Consider the following 24,695-nt stretch of genomic DNA (forward strand, 5'->3'; position numbering starts at 1 on the left):
AAAATGGAAGTAAAAATTTATTATTGTAATCTTTGAAATTACAAACCACAAGCTGCAAGGGTTGCAGAAGAAATACAAAATGAATTCAAAGATGCACAAATTTCTACCATAGAAAAAGGTGGTGGTCATTTTATAGTAGAAGTAGATGGTAAAATCATTTACTCTAAAAAAGACTTGTTTAACTGCGAAGTAGACAGATTTCCTCATGAGGGTGAAATCACCAAGCTTATGAAACAAATGTAAGCTAAACCCTCACTAGCGAGGGTTTATTTTGTTAAAGGAACAAGCATACCTTCATAAAGTTTTTGATAAATTTCTTCTGAGCATAAATGTTTAGCAAGCTCTAAACCAAACAAAATAGCCGTAGCAGGCCCAGCTGCTGTGATGACATTTTCATTTACCACAACTGCTTTATTTGCTCTAGTTCCTTCAATACCCACTTCACAACCAGGATAGCAAGAAAACTCTCCATTGATCACCCCTGCTTTTGCCAATACCATAGGTGAAGCACAAATAGCTGCTACGATTTTTTTCTTAGCATGTAAATCTTGTATGATTTTTATGATAATTGAATTGTTTTTTAGATTCATCATACCTTCAAAGCCACCTGCCAAAGCAATTGCGTCTAAATTTTCTTGATCAACACTAGATAAACTCACATCAGCCCTTATACAAATTCCATTAGCTCCTTGCACTAAAAGCTCATCATCTAGCGAAGCAATAATTACTTCTAAATTTCCACTAGCCTCCCCTGCTCTTTTTAAAACATCAGCTATACCTATAAATTCAGCTTCTTCAAAACCTTTTGCCAAAGGCACTAAAACTTTTTTCATTTTTCCTCCTTTTAATCGATAAATCTTTTATTTAATTCATGAAAATACTCTATGCGTCTATCGCGTAAAAATGGCCACCATCTACGCACATTTTCACATTTTTGCATATCAATTTCAACGATTTTACAAAGCTCTTGTTTATCATCAGCTCTAAAAAGCTCTTCACCTTGAGCCCCAAAAACAAAAGAATTCCCCCAAAATCTTATGCCTTCTTCCACACCGCTTTCATCTTTTTCAAAACCCACTCTATTAATAGCTACTACAGGTAAGCCATTAGCTATAGCATGGCCTCTTTGCACACCTATCCAAGCTTCAAGCTGTCTTTGTTTTTCTTCTTTTTCATCCTTATCAAACCAACCTATAGCAGTAGGATAAATCAAAATTTGAGCCCCTTTTAAAGCCATTAACCTAGCAGCTTCAGGATACCATTGATCCCAACATATTAAAACCCCAAGTTTTCCAACACTTGTTTGTATAGGTTCAAAACCCAAATCACCTGGAGTAAAATAGAATTTTTCATAAAAACAAGGATCATCAGGAATGTGCATTTTACGGTATTTACCTGCTATGGAACCATCTTTTTCAAATACCACACTAGTATTATGATAAAGTCCTGCACTTCTTTTTTCAAATAAAGAAGTTACCAAAACAACTTTATTTTCCCTAGCCACATTAGACCAAAATTTAACATCTTCTTCATAATCATTTGCCAAATCAAAAAAGTTTGTATTTTCACTTTGACAAAAATACTGCGTTTGATGAAGTTCTTGCAAGCATACAAGCTCAGCCTTTTCCTTTGCTGCTTGTTTGATAAGTTCGCATGTTTTTTCTATAGTTTTTTCTTTATTTTGTTTAAATTCTTGCTGTATGAGTGCTAATTTCATTTTTACTCCTTTCTTCTTCTGAATCATCATAAGGGTCTAAGTGTATATGGATATTCCAAAAATCATCTTTAAAATACTCCCTTATACTATCTTCAATCTCATCACCGATTTTATGAGCTTTTAAAAGTGATATTGTAGGTTCAAAAACTAAATGCACACTAACATAAAGTATATCAGGGCTTTTTCTAGTTTTTAAATGATGAAAGCTTTTGACCTCTTTATTTGCACTTATAATTTGCTTAATCACTTCAACTTGCTCTTTATCAATTGCCACATCTAATAAAATTTTAGAACTTTCTTTTATAATTTTAAAAGCTGAAAAAATCGTATATAAACTTATAGCTATACCAAACAAACCATCAATAAAATGATAATTTGTAAAAGCTATAATCACAAGTGCTAAAAGCGTTAGAGCATTAGTTAAAAAGTCTATTTTATAGTGTAAGCTATCAGCTTTTATAATCAAGCTTTTTGTTTTTTTGGCAACATAATTTAAAAAAACTACCAAACACAAAGTCACAGCCATAGCAAAAGCCATGACATAAATTCCAAGATCAAGTTTTTCTACACTTTCTTGATTGTGAATTTTTAAAACACTCTCATAAAAAATATAAACCCCAATCCCGCTAATCACAAGACCTTCAAAAAGCCCCATTAAGGCTTCAATTTTACTAAGGCCAAAATTATATTCTTTACTAGATCCTTGAGAGCTTTTTTTCAAAGCTAAAAAATTTAAACCCGAAATCACACAATCAAGTAAAGAATCAATCGCACTAGAAAGCACCGCAACAGAACCCGAAGCTAAACCTACTATAAATTTAACAATAGCTAAAAAAACAGCACATACACTTGCGATGATGGTTGCGCTTTTTTGCAAATTCATCTTTGACCTTCATAGCGGTTTTGACAAGAACAATGCAAAGAACCATTTTGTCTTAAAAACACTCTTGCATCAACCCCTACTACTTTTCTATCTTTACATGCTTTTTGTAAATTTTCTAATACCAAAGCATCGTTTTCATCATTATAAGTTGGCACTATCAATCCACCATTAACAAAAACAAAATTTGCATAAGTGGCACCAAGTCTTTTACCTTCAAAATACAAAGGCTTAGGTAAAGGAAGCTCTAATAAATCAAATCCTGTTTTTTTAAGCTCCTCTTCCATAGCTTTTAAGGGTTTATAATGCTCATCATTTTCATCTTTACACACACAATAAGCAATGGTGTTTTCATTGATAAATCTTGCTAGAGTATCTATGTGATGGTCAGTATCATCGCCTTTTATATAACCATGATTTAACCATATAATTTGATTTAAGCCAAAAATTTCTTTTAACTTAGCTTCAATTTGCTCTTTATTTAAATGTGAATTTCTATTTTCATTTAACAAACAAGCACTCGTTGTAAGCATTACTCCTTGCCCATTAAAATCAATACTCCCACCTTCTAAGATAAGATCAATTTTTTCTAATTTTCCAGATAATTTTTGTGCAAAAAGTTTTGAATTTACCGCATTATCTAAAGTACTTTGAAATTTATCTCCCCAAGCATTAAAAGTAAAATCAAGCCCTATAATTTTTTCATCTTCACGCACATCAATTGCACCAAAATCTCTAATCCAAGTATCATTAGTATCACACTTAAAAAAATCAACGTTTTTTATATGCTTAAATCTTTGAAAGTCTTTTTCACTTGGTGCTATAAGTAAAACTTTTTGAAAATTTGCCACAGCTTTAACAAATTCTTCATAGCTTTGCAAAATCTCTTCTAAATAAGGCTTCCAATCGCTATTTTCATGAGGCAAGGAAAGTAAAAGTAGCTCTTGTTTTTGCCATTCTGCTATGCTTTTTCTCATTTTGATACCCTTTTTGATAATTAAAAAAGTATTTTAACATTTTTAATGATAGTTTTTTACTCTTTTTTTAAAACCCAAGCAAAATACCATATCGCAAAAGATAAAAGCAAAATCATAAAAAGCTTTTTATCATACACTCCAAATCCTATATAAAGCACAGAATACATAAAACCAAAACTTCCTGCATAAATGCAAATTCTACTCATTAAACCATTTTCCACCGCTCTAAAACATGGGCATTTGTGAAAAAATTTCTTTTTTGCTTCTTTGGGTTTAAAAAAACTCAAAACCGCACTTAAAATCAGCAAAAAACTTAAAAAATATAAAACCTTATCCATTAGTGAAAATACCTTAACCAAGCAGGAATTGCACTTTGCTCTTCTTTTAAAGTGCTTTCTTCTCCATGCCCTGGAAGCAATCTAAAATCTTTTTCATAAGCTAAAACTTTCAATAAACTCTCTTTCATCTTAGTTGCATCTGAGTAAGGAAAGTCCCATCTACCAATACTACGGTAAAATAAAAAATCTCCACTAAAAAGCACATCTTCACCCACAAGTTCTATCATACAACACCCTGGAGTATGCCCTGGGAAATGATGAAATTTAAACTTAAACTCATCTATACTAAATTCATTTTCATTTTCTATTAACACATCAGCATTTGAATGCTCAAAACCATAATTAAAAGGATCTTTTAACATAAAAGCATCATCTTTATGGATAAAAAGTGGAATTTCATAAGCCATTTTAACTTTAGCATTATCATAAACATGATCATAATGACCATGAGTATTTAAAATAGCTAAAGGTTTGCTTGTGTTTTCTTTGATAAACTTATAAGCATTTTCTCCTGGATCGATAATAATTTGCTTATTATTATGGTCTATAATATAACAATTTGTTTCATACATTCCGCATGGTTGTTTTAAAATACGCATATAAACTTCCTTTTAACTAAATCAAATATAATTTTAAAAAATTAATATTTAAAGATTTTTTATGAATTATACAAAATTACAAGAATTATTGATCAATTTTATAAAAGAACAAGCAAGAGATAAAAATCTCATCTTAGGTTTAAGCGGTGGGATAGATTCAGCTTTAGTAGCTCATCTTTGCAAAAAAGCAGTGGGTGAAAAACTTTTTGTGCTCTTAATGCCTACAAAACATTCTAAAAAAGAAAATTTAGATGATGCATTAATGCTTTGTAAAGATTTGCAAATTCATCATAAGATCATTTATATTGATGAAGTACTTTGTGCTTATGAAAAAATTTGTCAAGACTTAAACCATTTACGCTTTGGAAATTTAGCTGCAAGAGTGCGTATGAGTTTGCTTTATGATTATTCAGCCTTACATAATGCTTTAGTGGTAGGTACTTCTAATAAAAGCGAACTTATGCTTGGTTATGGAACTATTTATGGGGATTTAGCTTGTGCTTTTAATCCTTTGGCTACACTTTATAAAAGTGAAGTTTTTGAGCTTGCTAAATTTATGGGTGTGCATGAAAATTTCATACAAAAAGCTCCAAGTGCTGATCTTTGGCCAAATCAAAGCGACGAAAAAGATCTTGGCTATAAATATGAAGTTTTAGATGAAGTTTTAAAAGCTTTAGAAAATAATCAAAGCTTGGAAAAATTTGATGAAAATTTAAAAAATTTAGTCTTAGAGCGTGTGCAAAATAATGCTTTTAAAAGAAAACTTCCAACAACATTAAAGAATACATATGACTTGGCTTGATCGGTATTTTTTTAAACCTAATTTTTTGCAAAAAACTCTAGCCTTTTTGCTTTTGCCTTTTAGCTTTTTATATATGATTATAGCAATTTTAAATACTAAATTTAAAAAAGAACTTGATTTTAATTTACCCATTATAAGCATAGGTAATCTAACCCTAGGAGGCAATGGAAAAACTCCCATTTGTAAAGCCATAGCAGCTGAGTTTGAAAATTGTTTTATCATCTTAAGAGGCTATAAAAGACAAAGTAAAGGTTTAATCATCGTTAAGCATAAAGATGAAATTTTATGCAATATTAAAGAAAGTGGCGATGAAGCTATGGAATATGCACTTACAAAGCACATTAGTGGAGTAATAGTAAGTGAAGATAGGGTTAAAGGCATACAAAAAGCTATCGAGCTTGGAGCAAAGATCATACTTTTAGACGATGCTTTTTCTAAATTTCACATTAAAAAGCTTAATATTTTACTGCAAAGTAAAGATGAGCCTTTTTTTGATTTTACCCTACCTAGTGGGGCTTATCGCTTGCCAAAATCTTTTGCTAAAAGGGCTGATTTTATAGCTAAAGAAAATGAAGACTTTGTGCGTTATTCTCATGTAAAAGAAAATCAAAAAGCCATTTTAATAAGCTCCATTGCAAAGCCTTTTAGGTTATATGAACATTTTATCAAAGCTAGAGCTTGTTATTTTTTTGCCGATCATTATACTTTCAAAAAAGAAGAATTAGAAAAACTTTTAAAAAAACACAATTGTGATACCTTAATGCTAACCTTTAAAGACTATGTCAAGGTAAAAGATTTTGGCTTTAAAACAGAATTAATTCATCTTGATATTATTTTAAAAGATAGCTTTAAACAAGTTTTACAAGATTATATTCATCAATTTAACAAAAAGGAAGAAAATGCTACTACACTCAACCCAAGATAAAAACCATCAAGTAAGCTTTTCAAAAGCCTTACTTAGCCCTAGTGCACCTAATAATGCTTTGTATGCGCCACTTAATCTACCAAAGCTTGATAATAAAGCATTAAAAAATTTAAACTACAAAGAATTAGCTTTAAAAATTATTGCTGCATTTGAATTTGATTTAGAGCCTGAAGTTTTTGAAAAAGCTTTGAAAACTTACGAGAGTTTTGATGATAAAACCTGCCCTATTAATTTAAGAAAAATTAATGATAAGCTTTATATTAATGAATTATTCCATGGGCCAACAAGAGCTTTTAAAGATATGGCTTTGCAACCTTTTGGCGTGCTTTTAGAATACTTAAAAAAAGATGATGATTTTTTAATCATGTGCGCTACAAGTGGTGATACAGGACCTGCTACACTAAAAAGCTTTGAAAATAAAAAAGGTATAAAAGTAGTTTGTATTTACCCAAATGAAGGCACAAGTAAAACTCAAGCTTTACAAATGACACACTCAAATGCAAGCAATTTAAAATCCATAGCCATTGAAGGTAATTTTGATGATGCGCAAAATACTCTAAAAACACTTTTAAATGATGAGGATTTTAAAAATACTTTAAAAGAAGAAAAATTAAGTCTAAGTGCTGCAAATTCAGTTAATTTTGGAAGAATACTTTTTCAAATCATCTATCATTATTATGCTAGCTTAAAAATTGATAAAACAATAGACATTATTATTCCAAGTGGAAATTTTGGCGATGCTTTGGGAGCTTATTATGCTAAAAAAATGGGAGCAAATATAGGTAAAATTAAAATTGCTTCCAATTCAAACAATATCTTAAGTGAGTTTTTTAATACAGGCAAATATGATTTAAAAAATAAAAGCTTGCAAAAGACTATTTCTCCTGCTATGGATATACTTATATCATCAAATATAGAACGCTTGCTTTTTGATAAATTTAAAGATGAGCGCACCAAAGAACTTATGCAAGCTTTAAAAAATGAAAAATATTATGAGCTTAGCCAAAAAGAGCTAGAGCTTTTGCAAGAAGACTTTGAAGCTGATTTTTGCAATGATGATGAGTGTATGCAATATATCAAACAATACAGCCACTTAGGACTTTTAGACCCTCACACTTGCACTTGCTTTAAAATGCTTGATTCTAACACTACTACGCTTATCACTTCTACAGCACAATGGAGTAAATTTACCCCAAGTATGTATCAAGCAATTTATAACAAAGAATGTCAAGATGAACAAGCTTGCATGCAAGAACTTGCAAAAGAATTTAAGCAAAAAATTCATCCAAATATTGCAAGCTTATTTACAAGCACACAAAAGCAAAATCAAGTTTGCAAACTTGAAAATCTAAAACAAACTATTATAGAATGGATAAAACAATGATAATCATACCAGCAAGATTAAAATCAAGTCGTTTTGAAAATAAAATTTTATGTAAAATTGATAATTTACCTATGTTTATTTATACAGCTAAAAAAATGCAAGAAGTTGATGAAGTATGCGTGGCACTTGATGATGAAGAGGTTTTAAAAATAGCACAAAAACATAATGTAAAAGCAGTTTTAACAAGTAAAAATCACGAAAGTGGCACTGATAGGATCAACGAAGCTTGTCAAATTTTAAAACTAAATGAAAATGAGTTAATCATTAATGTCCAAGCTGATGAGCCTTTTATAGAAACACAAAATATTAAAAATTTTAAGGAATTTAGTCAAAAAGCTTTTGAAGATGAGCTTTGTTTTATGAGTAGTTGTTATAAAGAAATAGATGCAAAAGCTTGCGATGATCCAAATTTGGTTAAAGTAGTTACTGATAGTAATGATTATGCTTTATATTTTTCAAGATCTAAAATTCCTTATGAAAGGGCAAACTATAAACAAAATTTTAAAGCCCACCTTGGAATTTATGCATATAGGGTTAAAAATTTACAAGAATTTTGCACTTTGAAAAACTCAGCTTTAGAAGAATGTGAAAAATTAGAACAATTAAGAGCCTTAGAAAATGGTAAAAAAATCAAAATGTTAAAAATACAAAGCCAAAGCATAGGTATAGATACAAAAGAAGATTATGAAAGGGCTTTAGCTAAATTTGGATCATTTTAAAATTTACCAAGCAAACATTCATGATTTAGAAGATGTATTAATATTAGCAAGTTTATTGTTTAACAAACCCATTGTAAAATTAAAGCATGAATTTGAAAATATATTAAAAGATCAAAAATATGCTGTATTTTTACTTAAAATACAGCAATTGTGTATAGGCTTAGCATATGTTAGTATAAGGTATGATTATGTAGAAGGTAGTTCTAGTGCTCCAATAGGATATCTAGAAGGAATTTACATTAGAGAAAATTTCAGAAAAAAATATTATGCGAAAAAACTACTAACATATTGCGAACAATGGATTTTAAATCAAAAAATTAGTGAATTTGCTAGTGATTGCGAATTACAAAATATTGATAGTTTTAATTTCCATATGCAATGTGGCTTCAAAGAAGTTAATAAAATTATTTGTTTTATAAAAAAACTAAATTAAGGAAAAAAATGAAAAAAATTATTTTACTACTTGCATTGTTTTTTACACTCAATGCAAAAGAATTAATTGTAGGTATGGAATTAGCTTATCCTCCTTTTGAAATGAGTGATACTAAAGGCAATCCAAGTGGCATTAGTGTAGAGTTTTTACAAGCCTTTGCTAAGGAAAAAAACTATGATTTAAAAATTCAAAACATAGCTTGGGATGGACTCATACCTGCTTTAAGAACTCAAAAAATAGATCTCATCATGTCTTCTATGAGTATAAGTGAGCAAAGAAAAAAAGTAATAGATTTCACCTTGCCTTATGCTAAGGCAAATTTAGCGATATTAAGCGCTAAAAAATCAAATATTAATTCCATAGAAGATTTAAATCAAAAAGGAAAAATCCTTGCTTTAAAAAGAGGTTCAAGTGCGCATTTATATGCTCAAAAAAATCTTAAAAACGCAAAAATCTTAGTATTTGATAAAGAAAATGCAGCTATTTTAGAAGTCATTCAAGCAAAAGCTGATGCTTTTATTTATGATCAAATGAGCATTTATAAAGCATGGAAAAAACATCCTGAGCAAACAAAAGCTATTTTTACCCCTTTTGAAAAAACACCTGAGCAATGGGCCATAGCTTTAAATAAAAACAATACCAAATTAAAAGAAGAACTCAATGAGTTTATTTTAAAATCTAAAGAAAATGGTTTTTTTGATAAACTAAGTCAAAAATATCTCAAAGATATGCAAGAAGTTTTCAAAGAACAAAAGCTTGAGTTTTTCTTTTAAGAAAAACTCTTTTCAAGCTTTCTTGAAAACATAGAAATAGGCAAAGTTAAAACCAAATAGCAAAGCGCTAAGGGAATATAAATTTCTAAAGTTGAAAAAGTAAAAGCATTGATTTCTTGAGCATTTTGTGTTAATTCTGAAATAGCTATAACACTTAAAAGAGAGCTATCTTTGATCAAATTACTAAGTTGTCCACTTAGTGGCGCTAAGATATTTTTTAAAGCTTGAGGAAAAATTACGCTTTTATAAATTTCAAACTCATTCAAACCCAAAGCCTTAGCACTTTCGTATTGCATTTTATCAACACTTAAAATCCCTGCTCTAAATATTTCACAAATATAAGCACTAGCAAATAAAGCTAAAATCAAAACTCCACAAACATAGCGATTATCAAGCCCCAAATTATCTGCAAAAATATAATAAATCAATAAAATTTGCACTAACAAAGGCGTGCCTCTAACAAGTTCTATAAAAACTCTTGCAAACATATTAAAAAGCACGATTTTACAAAGACTCATATAGCATAAAATCAAAGCAAAAATCATACCTACAATCAAAGATAAAACACTAATAAAAAAACTCGTAAAAAAGCCTTGTATCATTTTATCTTTATATTCATAAATTGCCCCAAAATCAAAATTATAACTAGCGCTTAAAAAAGACAAATAAAAAAATAAAAACAATAAAAAAACCAACAAAAAAGCATTGAATAAAAATACTTTTAGATTAATTTTTTTATGTTCATTAAATTTACTACGTACTATAAAAAGATGACTCAATTCTATCCCTTATTTTTTATCAAATTTTTTAAGTTTTTCATCATTTAAGCTAAGCTCCATTTTGCGAATTTCTTCTTCACCACTACGCACTAATTTTTTATCGTATTTAAAATACTTATTTTTAATTTTATTTGGATATTCCAAAACACTAAGTAAATACTTAAATAAATTAATCCTTGCTTTCTTTTTACTATCTGAATTAATAATCACCCAAGGACATTTTGGTGTATTAGAAGCTAAAAGCATAGAATATTTTGCTAGAGTGTATTTATCCCACAATTCTTGGGATTTTTCATCGACTGGAGATAATTTATATTGTTTTAGCGGATCTGTTCTTCTTTGTTCAAAACGTCTTTTTTGTTCTTGTTTGGAAACTGAAAAATAAAATTTAAAAAATAAAATTCCACTATCAAGCAACATCTCTTCAAAAGAAGCCACCTCGCGCAAGAATTTTTTATGCTCATTTGGAGTACAAAAGCCCATCACAGGTTCAACACCTGCTCTATTATACCATGATCGATCAAAAATCACTATCTCTCCTGCTGCAGGTAAATGTGTTACATAACGTTGAAAATACCACTGAGTTTTCTCTACATCACTTGGTTTTTCAAGCGCTACCACACGACAACCTCTAGGGTTTAAATGCTCAATTAATCTTTTAATAGCACCACCCTTTCCCGCCGCATCGCGTCCTTCGATTAAAATCAAAACCTTTAAACCCTTATCTTTAACATGATTTTGAAATTTCAAAAGCTCAATTTGTAGCCTTTTAAGCTCGCTTTCATATTCAAGTGTTGATTTTTTTACCTTAATGAGAGTAAATTTGTCCTTGTCCATAACAGGCTCCTTAATTTAGGATAATTATTAACTTAAATTTACCACAAATAAGTAAAATAAAATAAATTTAATTTTTAGTTTCAAGGAGAAAAATGCGTTTTTTAGCGGTATTTTTTATTTTTTTGAATTTAGCTTTTGCTAATAATGGAGTATTATCACTCAATGAAGCTTTTAAACTCAATACTCACAGCAACAATCAAGGAATTTTTTTAAAAATCAATCTCGCAGATAGAATTTATCTTTACAAAGATCAAATCAAAGTAGAATTAGACTCTAACGACATTACTTCTTTATTAAATTTCCCACAAACTCAAACTAGAGAAAACAAAGAAGTAATTTTTAGCCAACTTGAACTTTTCATACCTCAATTATTATTAGATGATTTTATTAAAAACAACAAAGCAAAACTTTCCCTAGCTTATCAGGGTTGCTCAGAAGATGGTTTATGTTATCGTCCTGTATATGTAAATTATGAACTTAATAAACAAAATGGAATTTATACTATAAAATCAACCAAAGATCAATTTAAAAAGCAAAATGAAGATGAGCAAATTGCTAATGATTTAAGCACGCAAAATATATTTATCACACTTTTAACTTTTTTTGGTTATGGCTTATTATTAGCACTTACTCCTTGTATTTTACCAATGATACCTATTCTTTCTTCATTAATCGCAATGAAACTCAAAGACAAACCATCTAAAAAACATAGCTTTTATTTATCTTTTATCTATGTCTTTTTTATGTCTTTAGCTTATGCTATAGCAGGTGCTTTAGTAGGCCTTGCAGGAGCTAATGTGCAAGGTTTATTACAACAACCTTGGATTATCATTACTTTTGCAAGTATTTTTGTATTGCTCTCACTTTCTATGTTTGGTCTTTATGAATTACAACTGCCACTTAAATTTCAAAATTTTATCAATAAAAAAATAGAAGGCAAAAACGGAGTTTTTGGTATAGCTATTATGGGCTTTTTATCGGCTCTTATTGTAGGACCTTGCGTGGCTGCACCTTTAGCAGGGGCTTTGCTTTATATTACTAATAGTGGCGATGTATTTTTAGGAGGACTTTCTTTATTTGTGATGAGTTTTGGTATGGGTATGCCTTTACTTTTAATAGGACTTGGAGGAAGTTTTTTAAAAAGTGGAGCTTGGATGCTTAAGATAAAGATTTTCTTTGGCTTTATCATGCTCATCATGGCAGTTTGGATGCTAGAAAGAATACTTAGTGCAAACATCATTTTAATGCTTTATGGGGTTATAGGGGTATTTTTTGCTAGCTTTATGGGGTTATTTGATGAAGCAAAAACTAATTTTGATAAATTTAAAAAAGCAAGTATGATTTTAATTTTAGCTTATAGCTTAAGTCTAATTTTAGGTGGCTCAATGGGCTCAAAAAGCTTGCTAAAACCTCTTGAGTTTAACCTTGCTTCAAAAGAAAATAGCTCTAGTTTAAGTTTTAAAACCATTAAAAATTTAAAAGAGCTTGAGCAAGAATTACAAAATTCTACCAAACCAGTCATGCTTGAATTTACAGCTACTTGGTGTGAAAACTGCAAACTTTTAGAAGAATATACTTTTACAGATACAAAAGTACAAAATTTGCTTGCTAATTACACACTTTTAAAAGCAGATGTAACACACAATAGCCAAGAAGATTTAGCTCTTATGAAAGAATTTGGAGTTTTTGGGCCTCCTGTGATGATATTTTTTAACAAAGGCGAGGAAAAAGGACGCATTATAGGCTATGTAGATGCAAATGAGTTTTTAAGTAAAGTTCCTTAATGAGCTCTATTAAATCTTTACAAATTGGCAAAATCAAAAACTATAATAAATTTCACTCAGCATTTATCAAGGATATTTATTTAAATTCTTTGCAAATTTATACAGATTATATTCTTGATAATGAAATAGCTGATAAAATTCATCATGGAAATTTAGAAAAAGTTGTTTTTGCAAATAGTGTGCAAAACTATACTTTATGGAATAATTATTTAAATAAATACTTAAATTTTGGAGAAATGGGAGAGAATTTAAGTATTGATGGTTTAAACGAATATAATGTTTGTTGTGGAGATATGCATGAGATAGGTACTTGTATTTTGCAAGTAAGTCAACCGCGCAAGCCTTGTTTTAAAATTTCTAGCATACACAATCACTTAAATTTCACTCAAGAAATTTTCAAAAGTGGAAGAACTGGATGGTATTATAGAGTCTTAAAAGAAGGTGTAATGAACAAAAATGACAAAATCAAAATCTTACAAAAAGATGAAACTAATTTAAGCATTATGGAGTTAAATCAATTATTTTTTAATCCTTTTAAAAATTCAAATTCTTTAGAAAAATTAGAAAAAATTTCCACCCTAGCAAAAGGATGGAAAGAGAGTATTCAGGCTAGATTAAATCATACTTATGATGATTCTTATATGTTTATTTAAAAAATCCTTTTATCCCTATAAGCTGATATTGCCATAGTTTTTCTATAAAAATTTTAAGTTTTATTGCCAAAAGACCACTAATTGGTTTATGTAAAACCGTTCCAACTGCATAATCCTTTCCGATTGAACAAACGGTATTTCCACTTATAAAAGAAAATTCTTGCTTAAATTCTTTCTCATCAATCATAGCCATTAAAGCTTTGGCTACATAAGCTCCTTCTCTTAATGCAAGCTGGGCTGTTGGAGGATAAGGAGTGTTGGTTTTAGGATTTTTAAATAAACTATTATCACCTATAAAAAAGTATTTTGATGGATTTTCAACATTTAAAGGATGCATGAAAGCATCTACTTCTATACGCGATCTTGCACTTGGAAAATCAGAGCTATTTTCTATAACGCTATTACCTCTAACCCCTGCAGTCCAAATGATAGTATTAGCTTTAACAAATTCTCCCCCATCAAGTCTTATACCATTTTTTTCACATTCTATGATTTTAGATTTTTCATATACTTTCACACCAAGCGCTTCTAGTCTTTGCTTTGCTTTTAAAGCCAAACTTTTATCAAACATAGGTAAAATTTGATCCATAGCCTCAATAATAGAAAGTTCTAATTTCTCATAAGCAATTTGCTCTTTTTGGCAAAAGAATTTAAGCTCTTTAGCTAAAGAAGCTACAAATTCAACCCCGCTTAAGCCCCCGCCACAAACTGTGATTTTTAAATCATCTTCATTTTGGGTGGTTTTATAATTTTTTATTTTCTCATATATTATTTCATTAATTTTTAAAGCATTTTCATAATTGTCTATACTCAAAGCATATTCTTGCATACCTTTAATGCCAAAAGTTTCTTTAGCAAAACCAAGCCCACATACTAAAATATCAAAGTCAAATTCATTATTTTTAGTAAAAACTTTGTCTTTAGAAATTTTTAAAACTTCATCTTGGATAAAGTTGATTTTTGGATTTAATAAAGGCAAAAGATCATATTTTGAACTATAAATATCTTCATTGGAAGCTACTTTGTGTAGTAAAATAGTATGATAATGATAAGAATTGTTATTAATCAAACTCACTTGTGCTTTTTCAAAAAACTCATCAGGTAAGGCTTTTATAGCCGATAAAGTAGCATATCCTGCACCTAAAAACAAAATTTTCTTTTTTTGCATGGATTTTCCTTTAATTTGATAAAAAAATAAATAAAAATTTGGCATAATGGTATTATTTTTTATCTTAAAATATTTTTTATTTAAATTTAGCAAGGAAAAAGCATGCAAAGACAAACTTGGAGCAATACGCTAACTTATATCCTTACAGTAGCAGGAGCGACTATTGGTTTTGGAGCCACTTGGCGTTTTCCATATTTAGTAGGTGAAAATGGAGGCGGTGCTTATGTTTTGGCCTTTTGTATAGCTATGATTTTTATAGGAATTCCTGTGATTTTGGTCGAAAATGTCATAGGAAGACGTAGAATGCTAAATTCAGTTGATGCTTTTGGCGGAAAAACAAGTGATGGAGTTAAAATATCTAATTCTTGGCAAGGTGTTGGCTATATGGGACTTTTGGGAAGTTTTGGAATCATGGCTTATTATATGGTAATAGGCGGATGGGTTTTAGCTTATATTTTTAAAATTATCATAGGCGATTTTAATCTTTCAAGTCCCATTAACGCTCAATATACAAGCGAATTTTATAGCTCTACTATAGAAAATAATCCTTTATTAATAGGAATTTTTACTACTATATTTGTGATAATTAATTGGATTATCTTAAAAAAAGGTGTGATTGATGGCATAGAAAAATCAGTAAAATACCTTATGCCATTTTTGTTTATCTGCCTTTTGGTTGTTGTTGCACGCAATTTAACTCTTGAAGGAGCAAGCGAGGGTGTGAAATTTTACCTTACTCCTGATCTTTCTAAAATCACTCCCAAATTGTTTATAGATGTTTTAGGACAAGTATTTTTTGCCCTATCTTTAGGCTTTGGGGTAATGATAACCTTATCATCTCACCTTAAAAAAAATGAGAATTTAATCAAAACTTCTGTTTATACAGGAATTTTAAATACCCTCATAGCAGTACTTGCTGGTTTTATGATTTTCCCGGCTTTATTTAGCGTAGGATTAACCCCTGATAGTGGGCCATCTTTGGTTTTTAAAACCTTACCTGTTGCATTTTCACATATACCTTTTGGAAGTATAATTTGCGTGTTTTTCTTTTTACTTTTAATCATCGCTGCACTTACCACAAGCTTACCAATTTATCAAGTAATCATCAGTGTTTTAGAAGAAAAATTTAAACTAGCTAAAAATACCGCTATCAATCTAACACTTGGAAGTATTTTTGTCTTGGGAAATTTACCATGTATACTTACTTATGGTCCTTTAAAAGATATTACTATCATCAAAGAAAAAAATATTTTTGATAGCTTTGATTTTATTAGTGGAAATATATTCTTTGTTTTAACCGCATTCTTTTGTTGTCTATATGTAGGTTGGGTGCTTAAAAAAGATGCTATTTATGAACTTTCTAATCAAAATACACTAAAAGGAAGTATTTTTAAACTATGGTATTATTATGTTAAATTTATTATACCTTTGATTATCTTAGTGATTTTTTATTTTGGTATTTTTTAGTTTATATTCATAACGCTTTAACATGCTTATATTTCCTTCAAGGCCTCCTTGATGGATATATAAGATTTTTCCACCAAGTTGCTCTTTATGAGCTAATAAAGTTTTAAAACCCACCATATCATAAAGCAGATCAAACTCCACCCCACATTCTTTTTTTAAATCTTGATAAAGCTCATAAAATTCCAAATAAGGCTTAGCAAAATGATATTTTTTAGGTGGGTTTAATATGGTTAAATTATCAAAATCATAATTTGACTCTAAGCTTAAAATTTGCTCTTTTAAATACGCACTATCACCTACACAAGCACATGTAAAAACTTTAAATTTACTATATTTAGCCAAAAAAGCCGCAGAAGTTCCTGTACCTGAGGGTAAAAAAATACTTACATTTTCATTCAACTGCCCACTAAGCTCTAAGGCTAGTTGTTGGTATCCAAATTCAGCTTCTTTTATAGCCACACCCTCTTCTATAAAAACATCATCATCTTTTTTTAAGGCTAAAGCTTGTAATCTTCTTGTAGGATAATTTGTATTTTCTATCAACTCCACATTATGTTTTAATGCAAAATCTAAATTTCCATGGGGATTTTCTTTTAAAAAAGAACTCATTTTTTCACAAACAAAAATAAGTGAAAAATCATTTTCGTAACAAAACTTAGCTAAAGCAACTAAAGCATTACTTTGAGAAGAACCAAAAGAAATAAATCTTTGTCCTTTTTTAAATAAATGTTTGTTTTTTTCAAAAAAGGCTAGTTTTCTAGCCTTATTTCCATTGATATAACCTAATAAATCATCTCTTTTGAGTAAAAATTCAAAATCTTTGTATTTTAAAACATCAATTCTACTTGCTTTCAAGGTATTTTTCAACCTTTTCTAAAGCATTATTTGTATTGATATTAAACTTAATCTCTATTCTACGGCTTGCTTCTTTATCTTCTTTACCATCTTTCATAATCACATCAGAATAAGACCTACCACTTGCCATTAAAAGTTTTTGCAATCTTGGATCTTTGTAAAATGAATGTATAAAACTCATCACAGCATAAGCTCTTTTTTGTGATAAATCAAGATTATATATATAAGAACCTGCACTATCTGTATGGCCTTCTATAACTATATTTTCTATGCTATTTAAGATATTTTCATCTTTTAAAATATTGTCAAAATACTGCGTTAAAATCGCTTTCAAATTTTCTTTTGCATGTGCTTTTAGCGTAAAAGAATTTGTATCAAAAAGCACTTCAGAAGGTAAAACTATCGCCCCTGTATTAGAATCTAAAGTAATATTAGTGTCAAATTTAGCTTGAAGATTTTTAATGGTATTTTCTTTGATTAAACCTAGTTCTTTGATTTTACTTTTTGCCTCATCAAAATTACGCTCTAATTCTTTGATTTCTTCATCTTTTTTGTTTAATCTCTCAAGCAAAGCAAAAATTTGCTGATCTTTTTCATCTAAACTAGAATTTAAATCTTGATTAAGTTTAGTAATATTAGCCTCTAAAGCCTGTTTTTGCTTATTAACATCATCAAGCGTACTTGAAGTATTGTTTAATTTTTGACTAAGATTTTTTAAAATATCTTCTTTTTGGTTTAATTCCTCTTTGTTTTCTCTTAAACGCTCTTCTTGCTTTTGTAGATTTTCTTTTATGATTTGCAAATCACTTTGAGTTAAAACATACTTAACAACTATAGCTCCAATAAGCAAAATAAATATAAAAAGCAAACCTGCCATTAAATCTGCATAAGCTATCCAAAAGTTATTTTCTTCATTGTTAGAATTATTTTTTATCATCTATTTTTTCATCTTCTTTTTGATTTTCAAGCTTTGCAATAACTTGTGTGGTTTGCTCATCTAATTCTTTGCTTTCTTCTTTAAATTCTTGCATTAGTGAAATTTTTTCATCGATATTTTTTTCATCTTCATAAGCTTCTTTAAAAGTATGCATACCCTCTATAATACTTGCCCTAAAGCCTTCAAAAAGTTTAGTTTGATTATCAAGCATAAGATTTTGATATTTTTCAATATTATTTGAAAAATTATTCACCTTTTCATCTAAAGCACTCACACTTTTATCTAAATGCATAATTTTATCCGAACTCACATCCAAAAGTCTGTTATATTGCTCTGAAATTCTTAAAGTTAAATCTTTTATGTTTGAATTTAGCATATTTACCGCATTTGCAATCTCACTGTAAGTTTTAACTATATCTTTTTGCTCTCTTTGGGTTTTAGATAAATCGCTCATAGTTTGTTTTACATGCTCACTGCTTAATCTTACAGCTTTTTCCTCAGCATTTACAAGCTCTTGAAAAACTTTGAATTTTCTATCTATTGTATTATCTAATTCTTTAAAAAATTCCTCATTACTCACATGCTCAAAAATCGTGCCTATTTTTTCAAAATGTTGCAAACTTTCTTGAAGATATTTTCTATCAATTTCTTCTTTAGACCAGAAAAAATCGCTTGTTGCATTTTTTTGACGATTTAGAAGTTTTTGGAACTTACTACTGCCGTATTTTTCAAAAAATATCCACCAAAGCGCTAAGAAAATTCCATAAATTGATACATAAAAAGCTGTTCCTACTCCATTTAATAAAACTGAAATTTCTTGTTCTAAACCTGCTGTGTCGCTTGAATTAAAATTTGGCATAGACATGGCTATACTTATAAAAGTTCCTAAAATACCAAGCATAGGAAAAATAGCTGCACCCACAGAAGCAAAATTTTCATTTCTCAAATCTTTTACATAAGTATAAGCAAAATCATCAAAACTAGCATTTGACTTTGTTTCTTTACCTATAACTAAAAAATGCTTCATAATATAGCGTTTTAATATAAGCTTAAATTCATCTTTTTGTTGCTCAAAAATACTTGAAGCATAATCAGCACTGTGTCTAGCAAAGATCAAAGCCACCAAAAAGATAATCCCTATCATTACAACACTATGTAATTCTACTTTAAAATCAATTTTTCCAAAATATCCTAAAAGCACTAAAATATACAATATAGCAGGGATAAAAATAATCTTTAAATAAGCAACAATCCCTGTACTACCTTTTCCCTCAGGTAATACAAGATCAGAAAAATCATCAGTTGTTTTAACTTCCATTTTATAAACCTTTGTTAATTTTACTCTAAAAATTTAAAATCTTCACAGGAAAATCAACTAAGAGTTATAAAACTCTTAGTTTCTATCGATACAATTTAAATCGCTAAAAGCGCACTCTAAGCGTTTGATCATACTCTCTTCGCCCGCTCTAAGCCATACTCTTGGATCATAATATTTTTTATTTGGCTTATCTTCTCCATCTGGATTACCAATTTGTCCTTGCAAATAAGCTTTATTTTTAAGTTCATACTCTCTAACACCATCCCAAAAAGCCCATTGTGTATCTGTATCAATATTCATTTTTATCACACCATAGCTAAGTGCTGCTTTGATATCTTCTATATCACTACCACTACCACCATGGAAAACAAAATTGATTGGTTTTTCTTCGCCAAGATTGAATTTTTCTTTTACATAATTTTGAGAGTTTTTAAGAATTTCAGGTCTTAAAATTACATTTCCTGGTTTATATACTCCATGTACATTACCAAAGCTAGCTGCGATTGAAAATCTATCACTAATTTTAGAAAGTCTCTCATAAGCTAGTGCTACATCCTCAGGCTGAGTGTATAATTTTGCATTATCGATATTAGTATTATCTACTCCATCTTCTTCACCACCCGTACATCCTAACTCAAGCTCTAAAGAAATTCCAAGTTCAGACATTTGTTTTAAATAATTTTCACAAGTACTTAGATTGCTTTCTAAATCCTCTTCACTTAAATCAATCATATGAGAGCTAAACAAAGGTTTGCCTGTTTCTTTTTTAAACTCAATATTTGCTTCAATCAAAGCATCAATCCAAGGAAGTAGTTTTCTGGCAGCATGATCTGTGTGTAAAATTACCGGAACTCCATAAGCTTTTGCCATTAAATGCACATGTCTTGCACCACTTATAGCACCAAGCACATCAGCTTTTGGACAAGTTTTTCCTGCTACAAATTTAGCTCCACCATTTGAAAATTGAATAATCACAGGTGAATTAACTTTTTTAGCACTTTCTAAAACCGCATTGATAGAATTTGTCCCCACGACATTTACCGCAGGGATGGCAAATCCTTCTTTTTTTGCATGATTATATACGATATTTAGATCATCACCACTTAAAACACCTGGCTTAACAAGATCTAATACACCCATTATTTGTATTCCACTTTTGCTTTTTGAAGAAGTTCTTGAGCTTTTTTATTCATAAGTTCTTTAAATTCTTCCATTTTGATATTGCTTTCAATACCTGCTTTTACTTCATTATAGCTCATAGTACTTTTTGCTCTAGCATCTTCTTTTAGGATAATATGATATCCAAAATCACTTTTTACTGGTGTTTTAGAAATAGTACCTTTTTTCATAGAAAAAGCTGCATCAGCAAATGGTTTTACCATAGTTGATTCAGCAAACCAACCAAGATCACCACCTTGAGCTGAAGAGCCTTTATCAATTGATTTTTCTTTTGCAAGTTGAGCAAATTTATCATTTAAAGCTTTTCCACTTAGCTTACTAAGCTCGGCAATAATATCTTTAGCTTCTTTTTCACTAGTTACTAAAATATGTTTAGCTTTTACTTGAGCTGGTTTAGTGAATTTATCTTTATTTGCTTCATAGAATTTTTTAGCTTTAGCATCATTGTTTTTAATTGAATCAAAAATTTTCTTTTGATAGATATTTACCAAAATAGCTTCTTTAGCACGCTCTAATTCTTCTTTATATGAAGGATCATTTTCTATTTTTTGAGCTTTAGCATCTTTTAATACAAGTTGTTGAATGATATATTGATCAATAATTGCTTTTTTTTGTTCAGCCGGCAAATCAGTGATTTTAGCACCTCTTAACATAGGAGCAAAAAACTCATTTACCTCTGTATCACTAATATTGTTTCCATCAAGGGTTGCAACCACCGCAGCATTTAAACTTAAACCTGTTAATAAAGCCGCGGCAACTAAAGAAATTTTTTTCATTGTTTTTCCTTTGAAATAGTTTTGTTGATTTTATTATATCTAAACTTTATTTAAAGCCGATTAACATACAATAAGTTTATGAAAAGAAATTTAGAAATTAAAAAATTGTTTTTAGAGCATTTTGGACAAGCAAAAACAGAATTAGTTTTTAGCAATGCTTACGAGCTTATAGTTTGTGTTATGCTTTCAGCACAATGTACTGACAAAAGGGTCAATCTCATCACGCCGGCTTTATTTAAAGCTTATCCTAGCGTGCAAGATTTAGCTAAAGCAAATTTATCATCTTTAAAGCTTTTGATTAATTCTTGCTCATTTTATAATAATAAAGCACAAAATTTAATCAAAATGGCTCAAGCAGTTTGCGAGCAATTTAATGGTGAAATTCCAATGGACGAGCAAGATTTAAAAACTCTAGCAGGAGTAGGACAAAAAACTGCACATGTGGTGATGATAGAATGGTGTGGGGCTAATTGTATGGCTGTAGATACCCATGTATTTAGAGTTTCTCACAGACTTAATCTTAGCAAAGCTAAAACTCCTGAAGAAACAGAAAAAGACTTAACTAAAATTTTTAAAGATAATCTAAACTATCTTCATCAAGCTATGGTGCTTTTTGGACGCTATACATGCAAGGCTAAAAATCCTTTATGTAAAGAGTGTTTTTTAAATCATTTATGTAAGAGTAAAGATAAAAAAATTTAATCTAGCACCAATTTAGTGCTAGATGATTTTAATGAAAGAATGGTAGATACAAGAAAGCATTAATCACTAAGGCATTTACTATATCTATGAAAAATGCGCCTACTAAAGGTACAATAATAAATGCCATATGGCTCATACCATAGTGATTTGTTACAGTTTGCATATTGACCATAGCTGTTGGAGTAGCACCTAAACCAAAACCACAATGACCTGCTGCTAAAACCGCTGCATCATAGTCTTTTCCACATACTCTAAAGGTTACAAATATAGCAAAAGCAGCCATCATAGCAACTTGCACTATTAAAATTACCAACATCGGCAGTGCAAGGGTTACTAGATCCCAAAGGTTAATAGTCATTAACGCTAAAGCTAGAAATAAAGATAAGCTTACATTACCTAAAACTGAAACTTCTCTATCAAACACATGGTGAATTTTTGTAGCTGATAAAACATTTCTTAAAACAACACCTACAAAAAGACAATACACAAAAGTTGGCAAAGTAAAACCTGTATTTGTTTTAATATAAGTAGATAAAGCATTACCTATTAATAAACATAAAGCAATTAATGCTAAAGACTCTATAAAAGAAGATGGAGTGATCAATCTTTCTTTTTCTGGAGATTGGAAATTTAAAATCGCATCTTTATCATCATTTTGTTTTGGAACCACTAGTTTATATTTATTGACTAAATATCTTGCAACAGGACCACCTATAATACCACCTGAAATAAGTCCAAAAGTTGCACAAGCAATAGCAACAGTAGTTGCACTAGAATATAAATAAGGTTCTTTGATAAATTCAGCTGCCCAAGCTGCACCTGTACCATGACCACCACTCATTGTAACAGAACCTGCTATAAGCCCCATAAGTGGATTTTGTCCCATAGCACTTGCCACACCTATACCAACTATATTTTGTGCAAAAAGTAAACCTACAACTACTACTAAAAAAATTGCTAACTTTTTACCACCTTTTTTAAGTGAAGCAAAATCAGCCAACAAACCAATACTTGAGAAAAATGCAAGCATTAGTGGATCTTTCATAGATTCATCAAATTTAATATTTAATGAAAAAGAACTATGTAAGATTAAAAGAATAATCGCAGCTATTCCACCACCAACAACTGGTTCAGGGATATTATAATCACGAAGAAATTTTACCCTTTTAATGACAAAAACGCCTAGAAGCAATACTATAACCATAGTAACTAGCGTTGCATAAAAATCAAATTTCATACCTCTCCTTTGTTTGATTTATTTCTCAATTGTATTCTAAATGACTTTAAAACAACGCAATTAAATACCACTCTTTACTTAAATATTACAAAATGAAACATTTTTAAGTCTATTTTACTCTGAAATCAAGACTATATTATGATACAAATTAATATTTTTAAGCAAAGATAGTTTTGCTCTATTAAGCTCTTGAAGTGAATTAATAAGCAAAGCATCTGCATCAAGATAATCTTTTAGCTCATTACGCCCTAATTCATATTTTTCAAAATATAATTGTGTAATTTTTGCTTGATTAATATTAATGTCTTTTACTAAATTTAACAAATCATTATAGTATTTATCATTTTCATAACAAAGCTTAAACTCATGAATAGCTCTTTGCAATGTATCCTTATACTCATATAAGCGTGCTTGGTATGCAAATTCAGAAATTTTTACATTTTGTCTTACTCTATAAAAGTCTAAAAATGGTAAGTCAATAACAACATTTCCACCTAAGATTAAAAATTTAAAACTCTCATCAAAATTTTTATCACTCCCATCTAAATTTCCCAATATTTTTATGCTAGGTAAAATGCTTTTTTGCACACTTGTATAATCTTTATAAGAAGCCATAAGTTGATTTAGTTTTGCTTGAACTTGTGGTCTATAAGCAAGTATTTTTAGCTCTATATCAAAATTAATTTTTTGCAATGAAAAATCTTCAAGAGTATAATTTAGCATTTTATTAATCAAAAACTCATCATCTTTACCTAACAAATCTTTTATATTTTTAAGTGTTAAGTCTTTATTTTGCAAATTTGTAATGATGTTTTGTTTAGTATTTAATAAAGACTTTTTGATATTTAAAAGATCAATATACTCAACCTTGCCATAATCAAATTTAGTAGTATAAATTTCTAGCATTTGCTCAAGATTTTTTAAATGATTATTTAGTAAGCGATCTACATCATTAAAATAAATCAATTCAAAAATACTATTAATCGCTAAATTAATCGTATCAAGCTCTAAAGAGCGTAACTCATATTCACTTGCTTTTGCTAAAAATTCAGAACTAGCAACTTGATCTGAAATTTTTCCATATATATCAAGCTCATAATTTAATATAATGCCATTTGAAAAACTATGCATTTCTGTGCCATTGTTTAAATTTTTTCTTATATTTGCACCTAAATTTCCACTCAAAGTAGGATAAAGATCTAAATTTAAAAGCTTATATCTAGCTAAAGTGCTTAAAAAATTAACTCTTGCTACATTTAAATCTTTGTTATTATCAATAATAGCTTTTAAGATATTATTTAAATCTTGATTATTATATTTTTCCCACCAAGCCTTACTTGCGTTAAAATCTTCAAAATATTCTTTTTTTATTTGCTCTTGAAATACTTGCTCTAATTTTACTCCTACGCAAGCATTTAAAAAAAAGGCTATAAAAAATAATAAAAATATTCTCATC

General features: G+C 29.5%; 27 protein-coding genes. 11 read left to right on the top strand and 16 right to left on the bottom strand.

Annotation, left to right across the window (positions count from 1 at the left end):
* Positions 1-3: 3 nt before the first annotated feature.
* Positions 4-243 carry a SelT/SelW/SelH family (seleno)protein gene (locus CAMP5060_RS00505; RefSeq protein WP_257396702.1) on the top strand — a complete coding sequence of 80 codons (240 nt, stop codon included), beginning with the start codon at positions 4-6 and terminating at the stop codon, positions 241-243.
* 23 nt (positions 244-266) lie between these two features.
* Here the strand turns inward: CAMP5060_RS00505 and CAMP5060_RS00510 are convergent, their stop codons facing one another.
* The 6 genes from CAMP5060_RS00510 to CAMP5060_RS00535 are packed head-to-tail and all read right to left on the bottom strand — an operon-like array spanning position 267 to position 4,511.
* Positions 267-833: a DJ-1 family glyoxalase III gene (locus tag CAMP5060_RS00510; protein ID WP_214125530.1), complete on the bottom strand. Its 567-nt coding sequence runs from the start codon at positions 831-833 to the stop codon at positions 267-269.
* Positions 834-844: 11 nt separating this feature from the next.
* The gene (locus tag CAMP5060_RS00515) at positions 845-1,717 is read right to left on the bottom strand and encodes an N-carbamoylputrescine amidohydrolase (protein WP_214126910.1); all 873 of its coding nucleotides are present in this window, start codon (positions 1,715-1,717) and stop codon (positions 845-847) included.
* Positions 1,686-2,600, bottom strand: coding sequence for a cation diffusion facilitator family transporter (locus tag CAMP5060_RS00520; RefSeq protein WP_126340887.1), 915 nt, complete (start codon positions 2,598-2,600; stop codon positions 1,686-1,688). Before CAMP5060_RS00520 ends, CAMP5060_RS00515 begins: the two co-directional genes overlap by 32 nt.
* The gene (locus CAMP5060_RS00525) at positions 2,597-3,574 is read right to left on the bottom strand and encodes an agmatine deiminase family protein (protein WP_214126909.1); all 978 of its coding nucleotides are present in this window, start codon (positions 3,572-3,574) and stop codon (positions 2,597-2,599) included. The genes CAMP5060_RS00520 and CAMP5060_RS00525 overlap by 4 nt, the downstream gene beginning before the upstream one ends.
* A 56-nt stretch (positions 3,575-3,630) precedes the next feature.
* Entirely contained in the window at positions 3,631-3,912 is a 282-nt protein-coding gene (locus tag CAMP5060_RS00530) for a hypothetical protein (protein ID WP_012661606.1), read from the bottom strand.
* The gene (locus tag CAMP5060_RS00535; RefSeq protein ID WP_214126908.1) at positions 3,912-4,511 is read right to left on the bottom strand and encodes an MBL fold metallo-hydrolase; all 600 of its coding nucleotides are present in this window, start codon (positions 4,509-4,511) and stop codon (positions 3,912-3,914) included. Before CAMP5060_RS00535 ends, CAMP5060_RS00530 begins: the two co-directional genes overlap by 1 nt.
* A 61-nt stretch (positions 4,512-4,572) precedes the next feature.
* Between CAMP5060_RS00535 and CAMP5060_RS00540 the strand changes: the two genes are divergently transcribed.
* Genes CAMP5060_RS00540 through CAMP5060_RS00565 form a run of 6 tightly spaced genes read left to right on the top strand, consistent with a single transcriptional unit; the run spans position 4,573 to position 9,547 of the window.
* Positions 4,573-5,313 carry an NAD+ synthase gene (locus CAMP5060_RS00540; protein WP_214126907.1) on the top strand — a complete coding sequence of 247 codons (741 nt, stop codon included), beginning with the start codon at positions 4,573-4,575 and terminating at the stop codon, positions 5,311-5,313.
* Complete coding sequence (locus CAMP5060_RS00545) at positions 5,300-6,238, top strand: tetraacyldisaccharide 4'-kinase (protein WP_214126906.1); 939 nt, start codon at positions 5,300-5,302, stop codon at positions 6,236-6,238. Before CAMP5060_RS00540 ends, CAMP5060_RS00545 begins: the two co-directional genes overlap by 14 nt.
* The gene (thrC, locus tag CAMP5060_RS00550; RefSeq protein WP_214126905.1) at positions 6,213-7,622 is read left to right on the top strand and encodes a threonine synthase; all 1,410 of its coding nucleotides are present in this window, start codon (positions 6,213-6,215) and stop codon (positions 7,620-7,622) included. The genes CAMP5060_RS00545 and thrC overlap by 26 nt, the downstream gene beginning before the upstream one ends.
* Positions 7,619-8,341 carry a 3-deoxy-manno-octulosonate cytidylyltransferase gene (gene kdsB, locus CAMP5060_RS00555; RefSeq protein ID WP_087699932.1) on the top strand — a complete coding sequence of 241 codons (723 nt, stop codon included), beginning with the start codon at positions 7,619-7,621 and terminating at the stop codon, positions 8,339-8,341. The genes thrC and kdsB overlap by 4 nt, the downstream gene beginning before the upstream one ends.
* Positions 8,328-8,774 carry an aminoglycoside 6'-N-acetyltransferase gene (gene aac(6') / locus CAMP5060_RS00560; protein ID WP_214126904.1) on the top strand — a complete coding sequence of 149 codons (447 nt, stop codon included), beginning with the start codon at positions 8,328-8,330 and terminating at the stop codon, positions 8,772-8,774. The genes kdsB and aac(6') overlap by 14 nt, the downstream gene beginning before the upstream one ends.
* An 8-nt stretch (positions 8,775-8,782) precedes the next feature.
* A complete protein-coding gene (locus CAMP5060_RS00565) occupies positions 8,783-9,547 on the top strand; it encodes a transporter substrate-binding domain-containing protein (RefSeq protein WP_114640375.1) in 765 nt (254 codons plus the stop codon).
* Here CAMP5060_RS00565 and CAMP5060_RS00570 read toward each other — a convergent pair.
* Both CAMP5060_RS00570 and ppk2 read right to left on the bottom strand, forming a co-directional pair.
* Positions 9,544-10,326: an amino acid ABC transporter permease gene (locus CAMP5060_RS00570; RefSeq protein WP_214126903.1), complete on the bottom strand. Its 783-nt coding sequence runs from the start codon at positions 10,324-10,326 to the stop codon at positions 9,544-9,546. The two genes, CAMP5060_RS00565 and CAMP5060_RS00570, sit on opposite strands and share 4 nt — an antisense overlap.
* A gap of 9 nt (positions 10,327-10,335) precedes the next feature.
* On the bottom strand, positions 10,336-11,163 hold the full coding sequence (gene ppk2 / locus CAMP5060_RS00575) for a polyphosphate kinase 2 (protein ID WP_087699924.1): 828 nt from the start codon (positions 11,161-11,163) through the stop codon (positions 10,336-10,338).
* Between the two features lie 92 nt (positions 11,164-11,255).
* Between ppk2 and dsbD the strand changes: the two genes are divergently transcribed.
* Both dsbD and CAMP5060_RS00585 read left to right on the top strand, forming a co-directional pair.
* On the top strand, positions 11,256-12,947 hold the full coding sequence (dsbD, locus tag CAMP5060_RS00580; protein ID WP_261544828.1) for a protein-disulfide reductase DsbD: 1,692 nt from the start codon (positions 11,256-11,258) through the stop codon (positions 12,945-12,947).
* Entirely contained in the window at positions 12,947-13,600 is a 654-nt protein-coding gene (locus CAMP5060_RS00585; RefSeq protein ID WP_261529713.1) for an MOSC domain-containing protein, read from the top strand. Before dsbD ends, CAMP5060_RS00585 begins: the two co-directional genes overlap by 1 nt.
* Here CAMP5060_RS00585 and CAMP5060_RS00590 read toward each other — a convergent pair.
* Positions 13,593-14,768, bottom strand: a complete 1,176-nt coding sequence (locus CAMP5060_RS00590; protein WP_261529712.1) for an NAD(P)/FAD-dependent oxidoreductase — start codon at positions 14,766-14,768, stop codon at positions 13,593-13,595. The two genes, CAMP5060_RS00585 and CAMP5060_RS00590, sit on opposite strands and share 8 nt — an antisense overlap.
* Positions 14,769-14,870: 102 nt before the next feature.
* On the opposite strand from CAMP5060_RS00590, the gene CAMP5060_RS00595 reads away from it, so the two are divergent.
* Positions 14,871-16,235 carry a sodium-dependent transporter gene (locus CAMP5060_RS00595; protein ID WP_261529711.1) on the top strand — a complete coding sequence of 455 codons (1,365 nt, stop codon included), beginning with the start codon at positions 14,871-14,873 and terminating at the stop codon, positions 16,233-16,235.
* Here the strand turns inward: CAMP5060_RS00595 and CAMP5060_RS00600 are convergent.
* The 5 genes from CAMP5060_RS00600 to CAMP5060_RS00620 form a co-directional block, all read right to left on the bottom strand.
* Positions 16,206-17,090, bottom strand: a complete 885-nt coding sequence (locus tag CAMP5060_RS00600) for a 1-aminocyclopropane-1-carboxylate deaminase/D-cysteine desulfhydrase (protein ID WP_263667160.1) — start codon at positions 17,088-17,090, stop codon at positions 16,206-16,208. The genes CAMP5060_RS00595 and CAMP5060_RS00600 overlap by 30 nt on opposite strands.
* The gene (locus tag CAMP5060_RS00605; RefSeq protein ID WP_214100397.1) at positions 17,077-18,027 is read right to left on the bottom strand and encodes an OmpA family protein; all 951 of its coding nucleotides are present in this window, start codon (positions 18,025-18,027) and stop codon (positions 17,077-17,079) included. The genes CAMP5060_RS00600 and CAMP5060_RS00605 overlap by 14 nt, the downstream gene beginning before the upstream one ends.
* Entirely contained in the window at positions 18,014-19,345 is a 1,332-nt protein-coding gene (locus CAMP5060_RS00610; RefSeq protein ID WP_337217709.1) for a MotA/TolQ/ExbB proton channel family protein, read from the bottom strand. The genes CAMP5060_RS00605 and CAMP5060_RS00610 overlap by 14 nt, the downstream gene beginning before the upstream one ends.
* Before the next feature lie 75 nt (positions 19,346-19,420).
* Positions 19,421-20,485: a class II fructose-bisphosphate aldolase gene (gene fbaA, locus CAMP5060_RS00615; RefSeq protein ID WP_337217710.1), complete on the bottom strand. Its 1,065-nt coding sequence runs from the start codon at positions 20,483-20,485 to the stop codon at positions 19,421-19,423.
* Positions 20,485-21,300: a peptidylprolyl isomerase gene (locus tag CAMP5060_RS00620; protein WP_087699905.1), complete on the bottom strand. Its 816-nt coding sequence runs from the start codon at positions 21,298-21,300 to the stop codon at positions 20,485-20,487. Before CAMP5060_RS00620 ends, fbaA begins: the two co-directional genes overlap by 1 nt.
* 78 nt (positions 21,301-21,378) lie before the next feature.
* On the opposite strand from CAMP5060_RS00620, the gene nth reads away from it, so the two are divergent.
* Positions 21,379-22,002 carry an endonuclease III gene (gene nth / locus CAMP5060_RS00625; protein WP_214136143.1) on the top strand — a complete coding sequence of 208 codons (624 nt, stop codon included), beginning with the start codon at positions 21,379-21,381 and terminating at the stop codon, positions 22,000-22,002.
* Positions 22,003-22,030: 28 nt separating this feature from the next.
* Here the strand turns inward: nth and gltS are convergent, their stop codons facing one another.
* Entirely contained in the window at positions 22,031-23,239 is a 1,209-nt protein-coding gene (gene gltS, locus CAMP5060_RS00630) for a sodium/glutamate symporter (RefSeq protein WP_087699901.1), read from the bottom strand.
* Between the two features lie 114 nt (positions 23,240-23,353).
* Positions 23,354-24,694 carry a TolC family protein gene (locus tag CAMP5060_RS00635; protein ID WP_261529706.1) on the bottom strand — a complete coding sequence of 447 codons (1,341 nt, stop codon included), beginning with the start codon at positions 24,692-24,694 and terminating at the stop codon, positions 23,354-23,356.
* Position 24,695 lies beyond the last annotated feature (1 nt).

The sequence above is a fragment of the Campylobacter sp. 1569 genome, from assembly GCF_024723675.1.
GTDB classification, from domain to species: domain Bacteria; phylum Campylobacterota; class Campylobacteria; order Campylobacterales; family Campylobacteraceae; genus Campylobacter_D; species Campylobacter_D jejuni_C.

Coding starts and splice junctions, on each gene's coding strand:
- thrC (WP_214126905.1), top strand. CDS start 6,213: ATGCTACTACACTCAACCCAAGATAAAAACCATCAAGTAAGCTTTTCA.
- CAMP5060_RS00530 (WP_012661606.1), bottom strand. CDS start 3,912: ATGGATAAGGTTTTATATTTTTTAAGTTTTTTGCTGATTTTAAGTGCG.
- CAMP5060_RS00515 (WP_214126910.1), bottom strand. CDS start 1,717: ATGAAATTAGCACTCATACAGCAAGAATTTAAACAAAATAAAGAAAAA.
- CAMP5060_RS00595 (WP_261529711.1), top strand. CDS start 14,871: ATGCAAAGACAAACTTGGAGCAATACGCTAACTTATATCCTTACAGTA.
- CAMP5060_RS00585 (WP_261529713.1), top strand. CDS start 12,947: ATGAGCTCTATTAAATCTTTACAAATTGGCAAAATCAAAAACTATAAT.
- CAMP5060_RS00635 (WP_261529706.1), bottom strand. CDS start 24,694: ATGAGAATATTTTTATTATTTTTTATAGCCTTTTTTTTAAATGCTTGC.
- CAMP5060_RS00590 (WP_261529712.1), bottom strand. CDS start 14,768: ATGCAAAAAAAGAAAATTTTGTTTTTAGGTGCAGGATATGCTACTTTA.
- CAMP5060_RS00535 (WP_214126908.1), bottom strand. CDS start 4,511: ATGCGTATTTTAAAACAACCATGCGGAATGTATGAAACAAATTGTTAT.
- CAMP5060_RS00565 (WP_114640375.1), top strand. CDS start 8,783: ATGAAAAAAATTATTTTACTACTTGCATTGTTTTTTACACTCAATGCA.
- CAMP5060_RS00510 (WP_214125530.1), bottom strand. CDS start 833: ATGAAAAAAGTTTTAGTGCCTTTGGCAAAAGGTTTTGAAGAAGCTGAA.
- CAMP5060_RS00540 (WP_214126907.1), top strand. CDS start 4,573: ATGAATTATACAAAATTACAAGAATTATTGATCAATTTTATAAAAGAA.
- CAMP5060_RS00605 (WP_214100397.1), bottom strand. CDS start 18,027: ATGATAAAAAATAATTCTAACAATGAAGAAAATAACTTTTGGATAGCT.
- gltS (WP_087699901.1), bottom strand. CDS start 23,239: ATGAAATTTGATTTTTATGCAACGCTAGTTACTATGGTTATAGTATTG.
- kdsB (WP_087699932.1), top strand. CDS start 7,619: ATGATAATCATACCAGCAAGATTAAAATCAAGTCGTTTTGAAAATAAA.
- CAMP5060_RS00610 (WP_337217709.1), bottom strand. CDS start 19,345: ATGGAAGTTAAAACAACTGATGATTTTTCTGATCTTGTATTACCTGAG.
- dsbD (WP_261544828.1), top strand. CDS start 11,256: ATGCGTTTTTTAGCGGTATTTTTTATTTTTTTGAATTTAGCTTTTGCT.
- fbaA (WP_337217710.1), bottom strand. CDS start 20,485: ATGGGTGTATTAGATCTTGTTAAGCCAGGTGTTTTAAGTGGTGATGAT.
- ppk2 (WP_087699924.1), bottom strand. CDS start 11,163: ATGGACAAGGACAAATTTACTCTCATTAAGGTAAAAAAATCAACACTT.
- nth (WP_214136143.1), top strand. CDS start 21,379: ATGAAAAGAAATTTAGAAATTAAAAAATTGTTTTTAGAGCATTTTGGA.
- CAMP5060_RS00520 (WP_126340887.1), bottom strand. CDS start 2,600: ATGAATTTGCAAAAAAGCGCAACCATCATCGCAAGTGTATGTGCTGTT.
- CAMP5060_RS00545 (WP_214126906.1), top strand. CDS start 5,300: ATGACTTGGCTTGATCGGTATTTTTTTAAACCTAATTTTTTGCAAAAA.
- CAMP5060_RS00620 (WP_087699905.1), bottom strand. CDS start 21,300: ATGAAAAAAATTTCTTTAGTTGCCGCGGCTTTATTAACAGGTTTAAGT.
- CAMP5060_RS00525 (WP_214126909.1), bottom strand. CDS start 3,574: ATGAGAAAAAGCATAGCAGAATGGCAAAAACAAGAGCTACTTTTACTT.